This is a genomic window from Methylobacter sp., from assembly GCF_004322395.1.
In the GTDB taxonomy this organism is placed as follows: domain Bacteria; phylum Pseudomonadota; class Gammaproteobacteria; order Methylococcales; family Methylomonadaceae; genus Methylobacter_A.
Window position 1 is genome coordinate 1 of record NZ_SCTW01000143.1, and the last position, 18843, is coordinate 18843.

Annotated in this window: 13 protein-coding genes and 1 pseudogene; 8 read left to right on the forward strand and 6 right to left on the reverse strand. The window is 47.5% G+C overall.

What is annotated here, in order from left to right; translation table 11 throughout:
* On the reverse strand, positions 1–2047 hold a 2047-nt coding region (locus EPO18_RS18565), incomplete at its 3' end, for an ABC transporter permease (protein WP_292435986.1).
* Positions 2044–2727, reverse strand: coding sequence for an ABC transporter ATP-binding protein (locus EPO18_RS18570; protein ID WP_292435988.1), 684 nt, complete (start codon positions 2725–2727; stop codon positions 2044–2046). The genes EPO18_RS18565 and EPO18_RS18570, both read right to left, overlap by 4 nt.
* Before the next feature lie 211 nt (positions 2728–2938).
* Between EPO18_RS18570 and EPO18_RS18575 the strand changes: the two genes are divergently transcribed.
* The gene (locus EPO18_RS18575; protein WP_363331526.1) at positions 2939–3367 is read left to right on the forward strand and encodes a hypothetical protein; all 429 of its coding nucleotides are present in this window, start codon (positions 2939–2941) and stop codon (positions 3365–3367) included.
* 11 nt (positions 3368–3378) lie between these two features.
* Here the strand turns inward: EPO18_RS18575 and EPO18_RS18580 are convergent, their stop codons facing one another.
* Positions 3379–3750 carry a thiol-disulfide oxidoreductase DCC family protein gene (locus EPO18_RS18580; protein ID WP_292435990.1) on the reverse strand — a complete coding sequence of 124 codons (372 nt, stop codon included), beginning with the start codon at positions 3748–3750 and terminating at the stop codon, positions 3379–3381.
* A 338-nt stretch (positions 3751–4088) separates the two neighbouring features.
* Here EPO18_RS18580 and EPO18_RS18585 point away from each other — a divergent pair, with 338 nt between their 5' ends.
* From EPO18_RS18585 to EPO18_RS18605, 5 genes are all read left to right on the forward strand, one after another.
* A complete protein-coding gene (locus EPO18_RS18585) occupies positions 4089–6026 on the forward strand; it encodes an aconitate hydratase (protein ID WP_292435992.1) in 1938 nt (645 codons plus the stop codon).
* Between the two features lie 154 nt (positions 6027–6180).
* Positions 6181–8421 carry a hypothetical protein gene (locus tag EPO18_RS18590; protein ID WP_292435994.1) on the forward strand — a complete coding sequence of 747 codons (2241 nt, stop codon included), beginning with the start codon at positions 6181–6183 and terminating at the stop codon, positions 8419–8421.
* On the forward strand, positions 8396–8590 hold the full coding sequence (locus EPO18_RS18595) for a hypothetical protein (protein ID WP_292435996.1): 195 nt from the start codon (positions 8396–8398) through the stop codon (positions 8588–8590). The genes EPO18_RS18590 and EPO18_RS18595 overlap by 26 nt, the downstream gene beginning before the upstream one ends.
* Positions 8591–8755: 165 nt before the next feature.
* On the forward strand, positions 8756–9490 hold the full coding sequence (locus EPO18_RS18600; RefSeq protein ID WP_292436149.1) for a phosphoadenylyl-sulfate reductase: 735 nt from the start codon (positions 8756–8758) through the stop codon (positions 9488–9490).
* 423 nt (positions 9491–9913) lie between these two features.
* The gene (locus EPO18_RS18605; protein ID WP_292435997.1) at positions 9914–10471 is read left to right on the forward strand and encodes a lipid-binding SYLF domain-containing protein; all 558 of its coding nucleotides are present in this window, start codon (positions 9914–9916) and stop codon (positions 10469–10471) included.
* 172 nt (positions 10472–10643) lie between these two features.
* Here the strand turns inward: EPO18_RS18605 and EPO18_RS18610 are convergent, their stop codons facing one another.
* On the reverse strand, positions 10644–11933 hold the full coding sequence (locus EPO18_RS18610) for a flavohemoglobin expression-modulating QEGLA motif protein (RefSeq protein ID WP_292435999.1): 1290 nt from the start codon (positions 11931–11933) through the stop codon (positions 10644–10646).
* 447 nt (positions 11934–12380) lie between these two features.
* Between EPO18_RS18610 and EPO18_RS18615 the strand changes: the two genes are divergently transcribed.
* Positions 12381–12935 (forward strand): DUF4136 domain-containing protein, encoded by a 555-nt coding sequence (locus tag EPO18_RS18615; RefSeq protein ID WP_292436001.1) that lies wholly within the window; start codon positions 12381–12383, stop codon positions 12933–12935.
* 42 nt (positions 12936–12977) lie between these two features.
* Here the strand turns inward: EPO18_RS18615 and EPO18_RS18620 are convergent.
* Positions 12978–13381 (reverse strand): annotated as a pseudogene (locus EPO18_RS18620) (transposase).
* Between the two features lie 438 nt (positions 13382–13819).
* Positions 13820–17653, reverse strand: coding sequence for an EAL domain-containing protein (locus EPO18_RS18625; protein ID WP_292436003.1), 3834 nt, complete (start codon positions 17651–17653; stop codon positions 13820–13822).
* Positions 17654–18511: 858 nt separating this feature from the next.
* Between EPO18_RS18625 and EPO18_RS18630 the strand changes: the two genes are divergently transcribed.
* Positions 18512–18826 (forward strand): potassium channel family protein, encoded by a 315-nt coding sequence (locus tag EPO18_RS18630; protein ID WP_292436152.1) that lies wholly within the window; start codon positions 18512–18514, stop codon positions 18824–18826.
* Positions 18827–18843: the final 17 nt, after the last annotated feature.

The window sequence follows — 18843 nt, forward strand, 5'->3', positions numbered from 1 at the left end:
TCAAATCGGCGCCTTCACTGGCATAAACACCAATACCGGAGTAACCTAAATCGGGCCAATAGCGTTGGTAATTCTGCCGGCTCATGGCCAGATGGCCTTGATCGCCGCTGTAGTCGGCATAAATGGCGATGACTTCAAAAAGCGCCTCGCCTTGATCGGTTTTTAATGGAATTTTTTGGCCTATTTTCACCGCATGATGATAAGCATAAGGCTCGGTTACGATGACTGTCGGTTGGCTTTCGAACCGGCGCCAAGGATCGTCGTCAACTTTATGTTTAAAGATAAAGCCTTGTTTGGATTTTGTATTTAACTCAAACACCGATATTTTGGTGAGTTGACCAGCAGCAATTGTATTTGTGTGCAACACAGTGCTTAGCATTTGCACGTTGGGGAGTTCAGCCAGTTTTTCCTTCAAGCGATGATCCGCCAAAGCTTTATCCGCTGCCATTTTCTCCCCCGGCAATGAAACATAAAGATCGGCGCGCAAACTGGCTTGCAGCCATTGCTCAACCGTTTGGCGAAAACTGCCTATCATCAAGTCCATCCCTATCGTCGCAGACACCGCAATCATCAATGCAGCTATTGCGATCCCTGTTCTACTGATTTCGGCCGAGACCATTCGTGGGGGTAAACGCCCCAAAACCCCTAAAAAACGCCCGAATAATTGCTCTATCAGTTTCATGAGCAACAAGGTAACCACCGGAGTCAGCAAACCAAATCCAAACAGTATCAGGAAAATGCTGCACAAGCCCAAAATGATGCTTTTACCGGAAAAGAATGCCATTGCGAACCCTCCGAGTATCAATACAATACTGACTAACCCCACTGTTTTGATTAACCGGCGTATGCCCGATTCCAGTTGAGACCTAGCCAATACCTTAACAGGTGACAAACGTGTCGCTTCGAAAGCAGGAGGCAATACCGCCAGCAAGGTAGCGCTTATGCCCAACACTACACCTTTGCCTATTTGTAAAGGCGTAATCGATAAAGAGGCTGTGTCGATACGAAAATAAATAGCATTAATAGTTCCTGAGATCAAATATAACAAGCCTTGTCCCAGAGCTATGCCGAGCGCGATACCCAATAAAGTACCGGCAATAGCCAACAAAAAAGCTTCGCCGATAATTAACTTAAAAATCTGCTGCCGGGTTACGCCCAATAAACGCAAACTACCGATTAAACGCCGCCGCTGCATGACCAGAAAAGTCATCGTATTATAAATTAAAAACATGCCCACCAGCAGCGAAAGTAGGCCTAATGCCTTTAAATCGATGGAAAATGCCCGAGTCATTTCCCTGATCGATTCCGCCTGATTATCTATAGACACCAACAAGGCGTAGCCCGGCAAAGCCTTTTGTATAGCCGCCAAAGTTTCAGGTGCATCTTTTTCTATTAACACTTCAATTGAGCTAAGCCTGCCGAATAACCCCAATACCTCCTGGGCTGTGGCGATGTCGGTGATTATCAGCTTAGCCAACACCTGTTCTGAAACAGCGCCGTTACCGGGAAGCAAACCGACGATTTTTAATTGTTGCGGGCCTTGGTCGGTAACCACAGATAACTGATCATTGATTTGCAGATGCAGGCGCTGTGCAGTTTTCTCACTCAGCAGCGCGCTATTCGATTCGGTCATTAACCGGATTAAAATATCCGGGGAAAATTTTTCTTTTTGCTCGTTTTGCCACCCCGAACGTAGCGATTTTTCAATGAACGGATCGATACCAATCAACTTAAAACTTTCTTGATCCTGCTTCACCGGCTTTACATAACCGGTTACCACCGGCGATAAATTAGCTATGCCCTGCTCTACTCTTAATCGGGTATACAGCTTTTCATCAAGCCCTCCATCGCTGGCAATAATGCGATGTGTTGCAGCCCCGGAAAAGGCCTTACCCGCTTGATTAAATGATTTAAGCGAGCTTTCCATCGCCAAATCAATAGCTATGACTACGGCCACGCCCAGAGCAATTCCCATTGTAGCTAACACCAGTTGCCACGGATGCCGCCATAAAAAATTACGGCTGGCGCGGTTAAGAATTGTGCTCATGACACATACAATGATTTGTTACGAATGGAAAACACCCGGTCAGCCTTACCGATGACTTCTTGACTATGAGTCGCCATAATCATGGTTTTGCCCGCTTTCCTGACCAGAATATCCAATAATTCCAATACCTGTTCAGCGGTATCCAAATCCAGATTACCGGTCGGTTCATCGGCAAGTATCACATCCGGGTCATGAATCAAAGCCCGGGCTATCGCAACCCTTTGTTGCTCACCGCCGGATAAGCGGTCGGGGTAACTATGAAATCGATCGGATAACTTTAGCTTTTCCAGTAATTCGGCGACATCATCACGATCCTTACGAGTCACTCGCTTAATTAATTCCAACGGCAACAGAAGATTTTCTCCAACCGTCAAGGTAGGGATCAAATTATAAGATTGAAAAATAAAACCAATATGATGGCGGCGAAACAAGGTGCGGTCATGTTCGGAAAGACCGGTAATATCGGTACCGTTAACGATAATTTTGCCGCTGTCGGGCGGATCAATACCGCTGATAAGATTTAGAAACGTAGACTTACCCGAACCGCTACGACCGAGTAAAACAATGAATTCGCCACGGCTGACCTGCATAGTTAATTCGCTGAAAATTACATGCTGCTGACCCGACTCTTGATAACTTTTACTTAAGTGCTCAATCAATATTGCTGTTTCTGTAGTCATAGAGGCTTCATTACAAACGTTCCAAAACTAAAAGAATACAGCAAGTTTTATGGTTGAGGAGTATAAGATTTCGAACTCCCGCACCCTCATTGCTTCCAGGTAATATAATTTCTATGGCGGGTTTGTTCACGGACCGGCGTTCGACGTTTTTGATTCATAGTTGAGAATTCTCCTTGCTTAGCAGAGTTCAGCCAATAGGTAACAGCGCTTATTGATTGAAGAAAACGGACTCTCTATCCTACCTGTAAACTGCAAAAAGCGATGTCATTTTGAATTTCTCCGGAGAAAGCTGATGAAAACAAAGTTACTAATTACCCTGTTTTTGGTTCTTGGTTTGCTAACCGCTTGCGCCGAAATGAACCCGCAGCAGCCGCCGGCGAATATGGACCTGGCCTTGCAAGAAGCGAAAACCAAAGAGGATCATGAGAAGCTGGCAGAACACTATGATGAAGCGGCGCAGGACATGCGAGAAAAAGCTCAGGAATATGCGAAATGTCTTAACCAATATGAGTCAAAAAGCTATCTCTACGGTAGGCAAGCGGAAGATTTAAAAGCGCATGCTCAAAGGCTGGTTGATGTTTACGAAAAAGCTGCCGATGAAAATTCACACATGGCAAGGATGCATCGCCAAATGGAATGATGCAAAGTTAATCATAGCCGGCCGCTACGACTCAGCCTTCGGTTAACTTGCCAATGGTATATCTTGGCTAACAACGGACGAATCAGCGGCAACCCGATTAGCCAAGCCAGAGGCTTCAACACAGGCACTTTGCTCATCAGCAGGATATAAGCATCCATCTCGGAATGAATCCGCTGATTTTCATCCTGAACATGCAGTTCGGTTAACGCCTTGTGCGGATCGATGCCGATTTTACGCAGCTGATCTTCCCGGCCGGTGATGTCGATCCAGCAGACGTCTTCACCCGCTTTCCCGGCGAGTTTTTCGTAGGTCGCTCTGTCTTTGACGCATTTTGGGCAGGCTCCATCGTAATAAACTTTAATTTTGGCTTTATCTTGATTCATATTTATTGTCCTCCGGTCGGCGATGGCGATCAGGTTCTTAGAATTCGTATCGATGAGTCTTATTGAAAATAAGCGTGGAAACTATAGCAGCTAACCTTTTTCTTTCCGATCGGTGGCATTGCACATACGAGTTGAATCTAAGCATGTAAACAAAATCAATAGCATCCGTGTCACTACCTATATAAACATCGGCTTCTTGGTCGTAAAGTTCTGGCATTGTTTTATTGTTCCTGAAAGATGGCGGCTGATTTAGAGACGATCGCATTCTCGTTATCGCTCTCCATTCTGACAATAGCCATGGGCCATCTTTAGACGATGCTATACGGGAGTACAAAGCCATGGGTAAAAACGTAACTCAGAAGCTGATCGAAAATCACTTGGCCGAAGGTCGCATGACACCTGGTGAAGAGATTGGCTTAAAAATCGATCAAACACTCACCCAGGACGCAACGGGCACTCTGGTCATGCTGGAATTTGAAGCGATTGGCCTTCCGCGCGTACAAACCGAACTTTCCGTCCAGTATGTAGATCACAACCTCCTGCAGGAAGACTTTAAAAACCCTGATGACCATCTGTTTTTGCGTAGCGCGTGCAAAAAGTTCGGCCTGTGGTACAGCCGTCCTGGTAACGGCGTGAGCCATCCCGTGCATATGGAGCGCTTCGGCGTGCCGGGAAAAACCTTGCTGGGCTCGGACAGCCATACCTGTGCGGCCGGTTCGTTGGGAATGCTGGCAATCGGTGCGGGCGGCCTGGAGGTGGCGATGGCGATGGCGGGGGAACCGTTTTACCTGAAAATGCCTAAAGTGTGGGGCGTCAAACTGGTCGGGGAAATGCCAGATTGGGTAAGCGCCAAAGATGTGATTTTGGAAATGCTGCGCAGGCACGATGTGGACGGCGGGCTTGGCAAGATCGTCGAATATCACGGTCCCGGATTGAGATTCCTGACCGCCATGGACCGGCATGTGATCGCTAATATGGGAGCCGAACTGGGCGCCACCACGACGGTTTTTCCATCGGACGATTCGGTCATGGCGTTTTTGAAAAGCCAGGGGCGCGAGCAAGACTTTCGGGAAATTCTCGCGGACCCGGATGCGGAATACGACGAATACGAGGAAATCAACCTGTCGGAGCTGGAACCTCTGATTGCACTGCCCAGCAGTCCGGGTAACGTGGTGCCGGTACGCGAGGTGGCGGGCCGGGAAATCTACCAATCCTATATCGGATCATCCGCCAATCCCGGGCTGCGGGACTTTGCCATCACGGCCATGATCGTCGACGGCAAACAGACGCACGACCGCGTTTCATTCGACGTCAACCCCACGTCTCGGCAGATATTGGAGAACATGACGGCAACCGGCATATTGGGAAAGCTGATCCATGCGGGCGCGCGCCTCCACCAAGCAGGGTGCGGCGGCTGTATCGGCATGGGACAGGCTCCGGCTACGGGGCGCATTAGCCTGCGCACCGTTCCCCGAAATTTTCCGGGCCGCTCGGGCACGAGTGAAGATTTGGTGTATTTGTGCAGCCCTGAAACCGCCGCCGCCTCGGCCCTGACCGGCGTGATCACCGATCCGCGTACGTTAAGTATGGCGTGCCCCCGTTTCACGGAACCCGAGACCGCGCTCCTTAATACTGAGATGCTGGTCGCGCCCGCACAGGAAGACGAACCGTATGATTTGGAGAAAGGCCCCAATATCAAACCGCTGCCCCAGTTAGAGCCGCTGTCCGATACGCTCGAAGGGCCGGCGCTATTGAAGGTGGGCGATGATATTTCCACGGATGAAATTTTGCCGGCCGGAGCCAAGGTGCTGCCTTTTCGCAGTAATATCCCGGCAATCAGCCGATTTGTTTTCAGCCCGATCGACGAGACATACTACGAAAGAGCGATGGGCTATCAGAAACAGGGTTCGTTCATTGTTGGCGGCAGCAATTACGGGCAGGGTTCGAGCCGCGAGCACGCTGCCCTGGCCCCGCGCTATTTGGGAGTTAAAGCCGTAATCGCAAAAAGCTTTGCCCGAATACATTTGCAGAATCTAAGCAACTTCGGCATTTTGCCGTTGATATTTGCCAATCCTGATGATTGGAACAAGATCGCTCAAGGCGACCGGCTTTCCATTCCCGATGTGCGCAATGCCATTCGCCAGGGAAACAGAATCAAGGTGATCAATCTGACCAAGAACGAGACCTATGAGACCGAACACTCGATGACGCATTTCCAGGTAGAAATGGTGCTGGCGGGGAGCCTGATCAATTTGGTTAAGCAAAAAGAGTCGTAACTACTTAGCAAATCGAAAATCGCGGAGAGCTTACTCCCTCTCCTGATTGAGCATAGGTATCTACACAACTTTAAATAGACGACGTTGCTTTCGCCCTCGTTCCCACGTAGCGCGTGGGAACGAGATAAACCAAGCTAAAAAAGAAGGAGAATACATGGCTTCCCTTTTCCGATTCGCCCTATCCGGCTGCATAGCGCTATTTCTGCTCAATGGCTGCACCGAGAAGCATCTGACTCCCTATACACCTCATAAAAAGGAGTCCTACACGGTGCGCGGCCATAATTACACATTCGCCATTTACAACAGCTCCCACCGCCTGTTGACCCACCCGATCGAGGATTTGCTGGTCGAGATGAAGTGGCGGAAAACGCTCGATCAGCCTCCCATCAGCGACATTTATCTGATCTCTCACGGCTGGAATTACACCTTGCCGCTGGCCATCGCCAATTACCATAATTACATAGAACGGATCGACAAGTTCATGAAGGACGGCAAACCGCTCGCCACCTTTCAGCCATATTTCATCTTTGTAACGTGGACATCGACAACTCGTCCGATCACCAGTATGGCCGAGGCCATACTGCCGTTCGGGATGGATTCGGCCGTAAAGCCGGTCACTAACCTTATCGATAAGGTCCCGTTGCACATGCTCTCTGCCTGGAAACAAAGCTTGAATACGGCGCAAACTGCATTGGGGCCGCAGTATCCGAACGATTATCTGGATAAGGATTGGAAAGACAGCCCTTATGGTTATTATGACACCAACTTGATTCAAGACGCCGACGCGATAATGGGCGAGGATGTCCCGGTGTCGGCGCTGATTTACCGTTTAATTAAACAAAAGCAAATCCCTCCCATAACATCCGGAACAACGTTGAAAAAGAGGAAAATGGCGGATCAGGCAGATGGCGACGAAGCAAATAAATCGGTGCCGGACTCCCGTTGCGTGAAACCCGATCCGCTGAATCCGGATGATGATGTCTGCGTTTCGTTAGCAAAGACTAAATTACATCTTATTGGGCATAGCTATGGCGCTAAACTGGTGACGATGGCCGGCATGGAAGCGGTAAGACGATGGATGTTGGAATCCATTGCAGCAAATCCCAAACAATTTAGTCACCTAGCCAGTTGCAACCAGACCAAGAAAGGTTCGAGCGAATTATTGAAAGATCTGGCAGTGTGCGACCTTACGGGGCACCGCAAGCCATTCGGAGAACTGGAGGTTGCGTTTAGCGGGCTGCATAAACCGCTCTTATTAAAGGAATGGTACGATAAAACCACAGAAACACCGATTAATTCGCTGGTGTTGTTTAACCCGGCCTTCCATCCCGGCGAATTATCGTATCCTGTGGATGTTGTTAATTTCGCACCGACACAGACGCTCAGGTTCATCTCCCGTAAAGCCATCGTTTACTCGACCTATGACTATGCGAATGGTGCTTTATTCAGCTTGCGCGAGAATATCCTGAATACTCAAATTACTCAAATCGGGAATCAGGCAAGCAAAAAACTGGATCAGTTAAGTTATCAAAATAATAATCAGTGGTTGAAGCTGCCGGTAAATCTGTTGCAGTTAGCGATCGCCCCTGTGGATCTCGGCTATAGTCTCATTTATACCCATGTCGGACTTGTATTTTATAGCCTGGCCAATCTACCGTGGGATTTCTGGCATCATGTCCAGACCGGTACGCTGGGCGGTCTTTATCTGCCCCCATCCGGTTCGAGCTTCGGCTGGCAAAGCGTCGCCAAAGGAACCGCCAATGCGGTGGATTATTTCTTGCCGACCAACATGTTATATCGGAACGAATCCGAGCAAGGCTTGTTCCGCCTGAACAAGCCGGGTTTGGGCAAAACCGGTCTGAACCATTTGGCCGAAGGGCGATGGATAGGAGGGAATTTATGGGGACTTGAGGATTATTATTCCTTAAGGGAACCGTTCGGTGAGGTTGAGTGTATCGCTAACAAAAATCCAATCGTTTGCCAGAAAGCGCTGATCGATTTAAAAAGCCTAAAAAAACCGCCTTTTGCACCCAATATAGGTCCCTCCACTTTCAGCCGATTTAGCGCCGAACCTTTTGTTGCGAACATGCCGACGGATTTCAGTTCCGGCGAAGCCTTATGGCAAAGGGAAAAATTCTACTCCTTCGATGCCGGATACGTTTACGACTCCCATACTCCTCTAATGGGCGCGCATAGCGACTTACGAAAACCCGAACTGCCGGATCAAGAAAATTGTCAGAACGAATCTTCTGATTGCGAAGAGGTGGAAAAACGCGATTACACGTTTAATTTTGTATTCAACTTTACCCAAACCAATTTTGAGCGCAAATTTTGCGAGTTGAATCCCAGAGAAATAGAGGAGTTTGGGGTTGTTTGCGCTTACAGGAAATCCTGATGATTGGAACAAAATCGCTCAAGGCGACACGCTTTCCATTCCCGATGTGCGCAATGCCATTCGCCAAGGCAATAGAATCAAGGTGATCAATCTGACCAAGAACGAGACCTATGGACCGAACACTCGACGACGCAATACCAGGTGGAAACGGTGCTGGCGGGTAGCCTGATCAATCTGGTTAAGGAACATGCATAAATCAATTTAAGCAATTACCATGAAGAGCATGAAGGACATGAAGGATTTAAGTCTTCATGTCCTTCATGCTCTTCATGGTTTAAAAATGATAGCAGCGGCGCTCTACATAAGCCCCCCTCCTCATTTGGACAGGAATATTATGGAAACCTTCGATATCCGGCAATTACAAACTGACTTGGCCGATAAAAATCCGCGCATCATACTTAAAAAAGCGCTGGAGCTATTCGACAACATTGCCATTGCTTTCAGCGGTTCAGAAGACGTGGCGCTGATCGATATGGCTGTCAATATCAGGAAAGATATCCAGGTTTTTTGTTTAGATACCGGCCGCTTACATCCCGAAACCTACCGTTTCATAGAAAAAGTCAGAAACCATTACCGGATAGACATTGAAATATTATCGCCGGACAAAGACTTGCTCGATAGCCTGGTAAAAAAGAAAGGCCTGTTTAGCTTTTATGTAGACGGCCATCATGAATGTTGCGGTATCCGTAAAGTTGAATCATTAAAACGCAAACTGCCTCATTTAGATGCCTGGATTACCGGTCAACGCAAAGATCAAAGCCCCGATACCCGGCAGTCTATTCCTGAAGTGCAAATAGACAGCGAATTTTCCACCGCCGGACATCCCTTGATTAAATTCAATCCGCTAGTCAATTGGAGCCTGACGCAAGTCTGGGATTATATTGAAGCCTATCAGGTTCCTTATAACGAATTACATGAAAAAGGCTTTACCAGCATAGGCTGCGAACCCTGCACCCGCGCTATTTTGCCTCATGAACATGAAAGAGCCGGCCGCTGGTGGTGGGAAGCGGGAGCTCAAAAAGAATGCGGTCTGCATGCCGGAAATGTAAAAGATAACAGTACTTCCTGACACTGCTTTGTAAATCTCCGGACTTGATCTGACAATTGCCAAAATTAGTCTCAACTCCATCAGACATTAATTATCTTAGTTCGACCCTAAAAAGACACTGAGACCAAATTCTGGGAGACCGCTCACGTCTCAAAACCGGCCATTGAGCTCTCAGTAATCTTGATCGGTGATTGCCTGTCTAAAAACGTGATTATGCCTTGAAACGCCAGAGCAGCTGACTTTTTTGCCTAGCAATCATAGGTATTTTCACGCATTGTGTATAAATCCAAATACTGTACATTGGAACAACAGTGATCCAATAAATCAATAGGTTACGATGACGTTTTTTTCATGAAATCAGGTTTTTTTCGAGGTACCCTGTAGCTTTGCAGTGGCGAAAGGGGAATTTCATTTATAAATTTTTTTTCACAAAGGAGAAACGATATGAAACGTACTATAAAAGGCACAATACTGGCAGTGACCATGCTGTTTACAGGACAGGCGCTGGCAGCTTTTACGGCCGCGGATGCAACAAAACTGGAAACGGATGCGTCAGCGGCTGTAACACGATTCAAGAGTCAGACCAGTGGGGCGGAAGATTTGCTTAATCACGCTAAGGGTGTTCTCGTCTGCCCAGAGATTACCAAGGGCGGCTTCATTATAGGCGTTGAGAGCGGAAAATGCGTGATGCAGGTCGGGGGAAAGCCCGTTGAATATTACACCAACCGTGCCGGGAAGTTCGGTTTACTAGCCGGTATACAGCAGTATTCACTGATTCTGGTTTTCAACGACCAAGCGTCTCTTGACCTTTTCCGGACCGGCAAACGTGAATTTGAGATCGGCGTCGATGCTTCCGTGGCGGTGGCTAAAGTAGGAGCTGGCGGTTCACTGGATACCACCAACCTTAAAGGTCCTATTGTTGCATTCACCTTTGGCGACAAGGGCCTGATGGGGGATTTATCGATAGAAGGGGCGACCTTCAAAAAGCTTCAGGTTGAATAAGAACCCATAAGCTATACATGGCCTCTCACTAAACGGCAGGTGAAGTTTGGAGGGAGGCTCTTTGATATTAACCAAGAATTCTTTTCTTAATCGCAATGGCATATTTTTCAAAAGCCCGCACTTCTCGATAAAACAAGCTAAACGGCCGGGCGGATATTTCGTCTTGGGTTATTCATTTCTGTTCCTGGAACTGGACGATGGGCGCGTTTTCCAGCAGTTTCTGAACCACAACCATCAACGGCGCAGGATCGATTGTGTTCATAAACGTGGAATAGGTGAGTAATGCCAGTAAGGAGCGCAGATCACTCGCCCATGGCGGCAGGTAACGGGCAGGACGGCAAAGCCCCATGGTGGCCAATTCGCACAACGCGGGAATGTCCTGAAGTTCCAATTTTCCGCAGAATAATAGGCGCAAGCAGTCGGATCGTCCGGCAGAGAAAATCGCACGGATCACAGCGCTCACCTGCAACAGGCCAAAAAGATAAACGACGTCCTTCGTGAACGGCGCCCCGCCGGTGATCACCCCGCCCCGAAACACGCGCCGGGCATTTTCGAAGGATTGATCGGGATTGCCGATGCGTCCGAGAAAGTAGCCATACACCTGCAAGAAATCGGCGCCATCGATCGCCATCTGGATCGCAAACACGCGGTCTGCAAGCCGTCGCAAGCGATCCAGTTCCATGGTGCCGCTGATGATTTCCGCAAACACAGCAAGCCCCTCCTGCGTGCGGGTGGTGACTGGATGCCCGGCTCCGAGTATCGGCAGGTCGGTCTGAATGCGGCCATTGAGCGATGTGGCCACGTGAATATAAGCCTCGTGATTAAGGAGCTGCGCCGCATCCCTATCGGTGAAGCGGGCATCGCTACGGATACGGATCTTGTCAGCGGTAGCCAGGGCGTTGGCGGACAGGGTATCTACCAGTGTCACTTCGGGCGCATCTTCGGCGAAATGCAGGCTCACTGCCGCCCGGATTTCCTTCGCCACGTCCTCGGCGGAAAGATGCGCGGATGGGGCAACACCCAAATCAATACGGGCGAGCTGATCGATGACGTCTTGAATGCTCTGCGCGAGCTCCAGCGGAGTGGCGGGAATGTAGCGCAACGGCGCGCTCGGTTCGCCGTAGACCTGCCGCGAGTTCTCGAAAAACACCGGTGTGCCGACGCCCGCCAGCATACGCGCGCCGGTTTCGATGCTATTCGCCTGCCGCTCCAGCCATAGGTCGATAGTAGAAACCGGAATAATCATTCGGCGCGCTTCACGAACGATGTCGATGGTGGGTTTCGCATCGAAGCCAGGGTAACTGATCTCCGGCAGTTCTTTGGCGCCTTTGGCAAAAAAGTCTTGTTTGACTGTGGCAGGCCAGTCGATGGAGCGAAGTATCCTTACGCGGCGAGCCCCATCATAAAGCAGATGGGCCACTTTTTTAATGCGATCCTTTTCTTTCTCGATGGTTTTGATCATGGTCGATTCCTCCTGGTTCAACAGTTCAGCTCGATAGCCGTCATACTAGGCTTCTGAATCGAATTGAACAAGATATATCCTTAGGCCGCCCTGTTCCGTCCCTGCCGGTATGCCCCCCTGGGATAAAGTTATGTGGAAAGACTGAGCGGAACGTAAGACCCCCTCTCTAGGGAAGCGCTAAACAAATCGATTCCGCTCACGGTTCGACAAGCTCACCACGAACGGAATCAACAACTTGCCGTTCGTCCTGAGCCTGTCGAAGGATTTAATCAGCGCTTCCCTAGGTATTTGGAACTATTGCTTGATTAGTTGCCGAAATGTTATCAATAACTAGCAAACAGATTGCAACTAACACGACAGAATTATGCCCGCTCCTGAACATCTGGGCGAAGAAGCGAAAAACCCGGGAAGATAAAAATTTAATTTGCCAACATTGGAGATAAAACCATGTTCACATCACCACGCGGATATTTACTTGCTGTTGCTGTTCTTTTCCTGACTGCCTGTTCCACCGTTTCTGTCACGACCGACTTCGATCATTTAGCCTCGTTTTCTCAATACCACACCTATGCTCTGGCACCTGACACCGCGAAGCTAGGATTGTCGCCATCGAGTGAAGCCGCTCTTCGTGAAGCCCTGCGCACTAATCTTGCTCGTCATGGCGTTTCAGAAACAAGCGAAAATGCCGATCTGCATGTCGTGCCTCATGTATCGACCAAGGAAAAACAAGTTGTTTACCAGTCTAGCGATTGGGATTATGACGGTATGGCATATGGCTACGGACGTTATGGCATGTGGGCAGGCGCGCCGCGGACCTATACTGATATATCGCAATATACCGAGGGAACCCTGATACTTGATTTCGTGGACGCCAAAACGCAGAAGCTGGTGTTTCGCGGCACCGGTACCGGCACGGTCAGTGATCCGCAAACCAATGCCGAACGGATCAGGGAAGCCGTGGAAAAAATAGTGAAAGATTTTCCCAACACCGTGAAACAGTAATTGTTAGCTGCGAGGAAAAAAAGGGCCAGGTTAGAATGGCACTTACTTAATAGATAAGCGCTGGTTCCCAAGCTCCAGCTTGGGAACCCAGTCTCGGAAGCTCCAGCTTCCCGAACAAATCAAACCGTCTTGACCGGCATAATTACGCGCACTGGAATAACGCCAATGTTCCGGCTGGTCCACGTAGCCCCGCTTTACGGGATTGTGATGAATGTAATCCAGCTTTTGACGCATAACCACCTCAGATTCGATGATTTGCGGATGATTGCCTTCTTCCCAAACCTGATAAGTGGTCTCCTGCTTATGGGCGCGTTTAAAAAACGCCAAGAATCCAGAATGATGTTCACGGTTTCAGGGTGGGTAAACAACGGCAGCCAGTGGTTTATCGTTGCAGTCAGGAAGTGTGGGCACGGGTTGCATTGGACGCGGTAGCGGCTTCTGGGCATGGTTGTGCTCCTTTGTGGTGAGAGTAGACGAGAAGCTGCGACTGCCATGGATGCAGGAGCAGTTGCCGAGAGCTTCCACGACTGGGTTCCCAAGCTGGAGCTTGGGAACCAGCGGATATTTAAAATACATCGTTCCCATACTCCGGCGCTCATCGTTATACACAAGTCCCTGACCTGGCGTTAGACGGGAAACGTGCCGATAGGCAGACCTTCCAGGTTTTTAAAACCTGGAAGGTCTAACCGGCAACGTTCCGAACAGGCAGGACGTTTCGAACGGAGCCTGTCCTGAGCATAGGCGAGGGCTTATCTTGGAGTATGCAAATGAATAGGGTATGACGCTGTCCGCGACAAAACCTACAGCGGGTATTTTTCGTGCCTTTCGTGCCGCCTAGAGGCGCCTACTTTTGGTTTTCGTGGACAGTGCGTAACATCAGTTATCTATAAAAAACCAATCTTTTTGTTTTCTAATAAACTTTGAAACTCAAAGGCCGGCAAGGGTTTTGAAAACCAGTAGCCTTGCCCATAGTCGCAACCCATTTTTATTAAAAGCTGACATTGCTCTTTTGTTTCAACGCCTTCGGCAATTACTTTTAACCCGAGTTTATGGGCCATCGTAATAATGGCTTCACAGAGCACAAAGTCGTTCGAATTGTCAGTCAAACCCCGGGTAAACGATTGATCGATCTTCAAATAATCAATATCGAATTTTTTAAGATAAGACAGTGACGAATAGCCGGTACCAAAATCATCAATAGAGACTTGAATGCCGGCATCGCGAAAAGCTAACAACTTTTTCGTAATACTCTGAGTCGAATCCATCAATAAACCTTCGGTAATTTCGATAACGATGCTTTGGCCGGGAAAATTGGCGCGCCGTAATTCATCTATCCACGATGAAGTACAGTCATTGCTTTCATTACGAAATTGGACGGGGGATTTATTAATGCTGATTTGAAAATCCGGATGTAATGTCTGCCGCCAGTCGTTTAATTGCCGGATTACCGTTCGGAATGACCAATCTCCAATTCGATTGATTAAGCCGGTTTCTTCGGTTAAAGGAATAAATTCCGCCGGGCTGACCAAGCCGCGTTCAGGATGTTGCCAGCGAATAAGAGCCTCGGCCTTATATGTCTGGCCATTTTTCAGATCGACAATAGGCTGGTAATAAAGAATGAATTGCTGTTCCTCTACAGCTTTATGCAAATCGTTAATCAAATGCAAGCGTGTCGTTGCTGCTTGTTGTAACTCGAACGTGAAATAATGATGCCGGTTACGGCCTTCACGTTTGGCCACATACATGGCCTGATCGGCATTTTTAATCAGTTCAACTTCATTTCGTGTATCGTTCGGATAGTTTGAAATGCCGACACTGGTCGATATATGGACAACTTCCGCTCCAAGAATAAACGGCTCGGCCAACCGTTTCAAAATCCGTTGCGCTATCTGCTCAACGACAGCAGTGTTATTTTCCAAATTGCTCAGAATAATTGTAAATTCATCGCCGCCTAACCGGGAAATAGTATCCACTTCTCGAACACATTCCTTTAATCTCGATGCGGTTTCTTTCAGCAACAAATCCCCGTTATCATGGCCCAAGGTATCGTTGACCTCTTTGAAAAAATCCAAATCAAGAAACAATAACGCGAGTTGAGTCCGGTTCCGGTCGGCATGTTTGATTTCCTGGCGCAATTGCTCATGGAACATATTGCGATTTGGCAAACCCGTCAAAGGATCAAAGTTAGCCTGTTGCCAAATCGTTTGTTCGGCTTGTTTCTGCTCGGTAATATCGGAGAACATTCCAACATACTGTTGTATTTTCCCCTGATCATCATAAACCGTGCTAATTGTTAACCACTCCGGATAAACTTCGCCATTTTTGCGCCGGCTCCATATCTCGCCTTGCCAATGTCCGGTTTTATCCAGTATTTGCCACATATGTTGATAAAATTTCAAACCATGACGACCCGATTTGAGTAGGCTGGGTTTATTTCCAATAGCTTCCTGCTCGCTATAACCCGTTAATAGTGTGAAAGCTGGATTGGCGGCAACAATCGTTTTGTTGGCATCGCAGACCATAATCGATTCTGCGCTGGCCCGGTAAACTGTCGCTGCAAGCTGTAATTGACGTTCAATGCGCTTGCGGTCGGTAATGTTTTCAATGACTAAGATAAAATAATCGGGCGTGCCGCTCGGCTTTTTGATCAAAGATACCGAGAGATTAATCCAAATTATTGCCCCTTGCTTGCAAATATAACGTGTCTCGAGAACGCAATTTTGAGTTGTTCCCGTCAGCATTTGCCGCACAGAATCCGAGTCGGTTGCCAAGTTTTCAGGATAAGTAATATCTTGAACGGTTTTTTGTAACAGTTCGTCATAGGTATAACCCAGCATCGCACATAGCTGACGGTTCACCTTAAGCCAGTGTCCATCGGGCGTAATCATCGCAATGCCGACGGGGGCTTGCTCAAAGGTCGCTTGAAAACGGGTTTCACTCTCCCAGTATTTCTGATCAAAACGTTGCCGCTCTTTCAATAGACTGGTGATTCTCGCCATTAAATCGTTCGCGTTGAAAGGTTTGACGAAATAGTTTTGTACGCCGACTTTGAGCAGTTTCAGGCGCAGCTCGTCATCATCTCTCGCAGTCAGCATGATAATAGGCAAATCGATCAACTCCGGTTTAACGCGCAAAGACTCAACCATTTGTTCGCCGCTCATATCCGGCATCATGACATCCGTAATGATCAGATCGGGCCGTAGTGCTAAAGCGGTTTCCAAGCCTTGCCGGCCGTTGTTGGCGACTACAACCCGGTATTTTGCATTAAGAAGATTTGCCAAATAAGCCGCCATATCCGCATTGTCCTCGACAATCAAGATCAATTGCGTATCGTGACTGACAAAGGCTTCATTCGGTATGGCGGTTGCGGCATGCAATTCATCCAACGTTTGGCGTTGCAGCAAGGGATCAAGCTTACTTGCCGAACCGGCATCGACTATTGCCGGTGTTTTATCCGCTGTTATTAACGGCAAACAGATCTTAAATAATGCACCGCCATCGGCCGATGCATCGGTGGCCGTGACCTGCCCATGATGTAATTTTACAAAATCGGCAACAATCGCTAACCCCAAGCCTGTGCCGCCGAGTCGTCGCGTAGCACTATCGTCGAGTTGCCGGAAAGGTTCAAAAATGACCGTCCGCATCGACTCAGGTATGCCGGGGCCATTGTCTTGAACCAAAATGACCGCTTGCTCGTCCTCCACAAGCAACTCAACACGGATAGCTCCACCGTCTGGAGTAAATTTAATGGCATTGGATAAGAGATTCAGCAATATCCGTTGGATTTTTTCAACATCGACTTGCGTATAAAGCGCATCGGGAGCTATAACCGTCAGCGTGATGCCACGATCATGCGCGGAAGACTCGAAATTGGAAGCCATTAATCGTACCCAATATGCGAGATCAACGGATTGCAAATACAGTGACATTTGCTGAGCTTCTACTTTGGCAACATCTAACAGATCACATACGTGCCGATATAGCAAACGGGCATTGCGCTCAATCATTTCCAGCTCTTGCCGTTTAGCGGGATCAAGATCGCTTTCCGATAAATACTTTGCGATGGGATTTAGAATCAATGTCAATGGCGTACGCAACTCATGACTTACATTGGCAAAAAAATTCGTCTTTAGCGTGTCGAGTTCTAAGGATTTAGCATAAAGCCTAGCCAATTCTTCATTGGTCGTTTTCAACTCTGCGCTTGTTGCCGCAACTTCCTGGGCACGCTTAAACAGCTCCATTTCCATTTTGACCGCTTGTTCACGTAAGCTGTCATTGAGTTTGCCCTGTTCGACCCCTTGCTGCTTAATGCGAACGAACTCGGTAACATCTTCAACACGGTGGATAATGTAGAGAAGTTTGCCGTCTGCGCCCACTATCGGACAATTCAAAGGACTCCAGTACCGTTCTTCGAAACCGCCACCCAATTGTTCCGGCCTGGGAATGTCGTATTTCTGTACAGGCATCGAGTCAGGTTTAAGCGTCTGTAGTACACGTTGCAGCGATGCACGTAAATTGTGTACACCTTCTGCACTCGGATCGCCGGGATTGTCTGGAAATACATCGAAAATAACTTTGCCTAGTATGTCCTCGCGCAAGGTTAAGGTTGCTTTGGCATAAGCATCGTTTACTGCAACAATTTCAAACGCCGGACTCAATACTAAATAAAAGTCAGGTACTGATTCAAACAGGATCCGAAAGTCAGGTATTTGTATCATGGGTTAGAACAGCTGATCGCTATGATTAAGGACATCTAAAAATTGCTATTTTTAGTATATTCACAAATATAACTCATAGACGGCTTTAGTCTAGAATTTAAAAAATATTTTTTTTAGATCGCTCTTAAAATTATCACGTAAACTTCCGGCTGAATCAGACTATCAAATTTATGCAAGATTATGATTTACCATTTTTTCAACTGGATCAGCAATGCATTTCGAAAACGCAAACTACCTCATTTGGATGCATGGATTACCGACCAACGCAAAGATCATTGTTGACTTCGAGAATTTATTTTTGTTTGCGTTGAATTAGTTTATACGCAAATATACCGACCTAGATAATAACTTGTTATGCTTTAAAGCCGAGAAGTAATCTGTGGACTTGAGGAAGTCTTTGGTAGAGACAGCTTTAGCATTCCCAATAGTATTTGGAATGTTCCACTTTTTTATATTCAGCCTTTGGCTGTATTGGCCGATCGCCCCAGAAATTCCGTTGGTTTTATCTAGTGCGATTCTGCTTTTGTGCTATAAACGAATGGAGTCGTTTGTGCCTTATCCATTGCATAATCGAAATAAGAAAGAGCCGTCTTTGGTGCACAAGTTGATTGAGTTGCCGTTCTGGTATGTAGTTACAGCCTTACTTTATTTACATCTGAGCCTAAAGTTTAATATTTCTACACAGCTAGACAAAAATATCGGAAAAGTTCTTCTTTTGGGTTATGGAGCATTTTTTGTAATTGCATTAACCATTTCCCCTCTGAGCCACTACATTCTAAATTTATTTTCCAGGTTCCTTTCTAAAATCAGAGAAATTCCATTACTTATAGAACGTGTCATATCGATTTTTTTGTATATATTGGTGTGGCAATATTATTCGCTGCATTATTCAGATATCAGTCTGTTTGGAATCCCGGTGCTTTTGATAGACCCATTGAAACCACGCTGGATTCCTTTTACTTCAGCGTCGTAACACTTGCTACGGTCGGCTATGGTGATATTCATCCAGTCGGCAGTGTTGCAAAGATACTGGTAATTATTGAAGTCCTGCTTGGAATTTTGCTTCTCGCAATAATGGTAGGCGCGGCTATTTCTGTAACATTCCATGAAATTAGTAACAAGCTAGAAAAACATAACAATAAAATCCAGCCGACGCCTGACGGCGACGACTGATTTCGACGTTAGGCTTA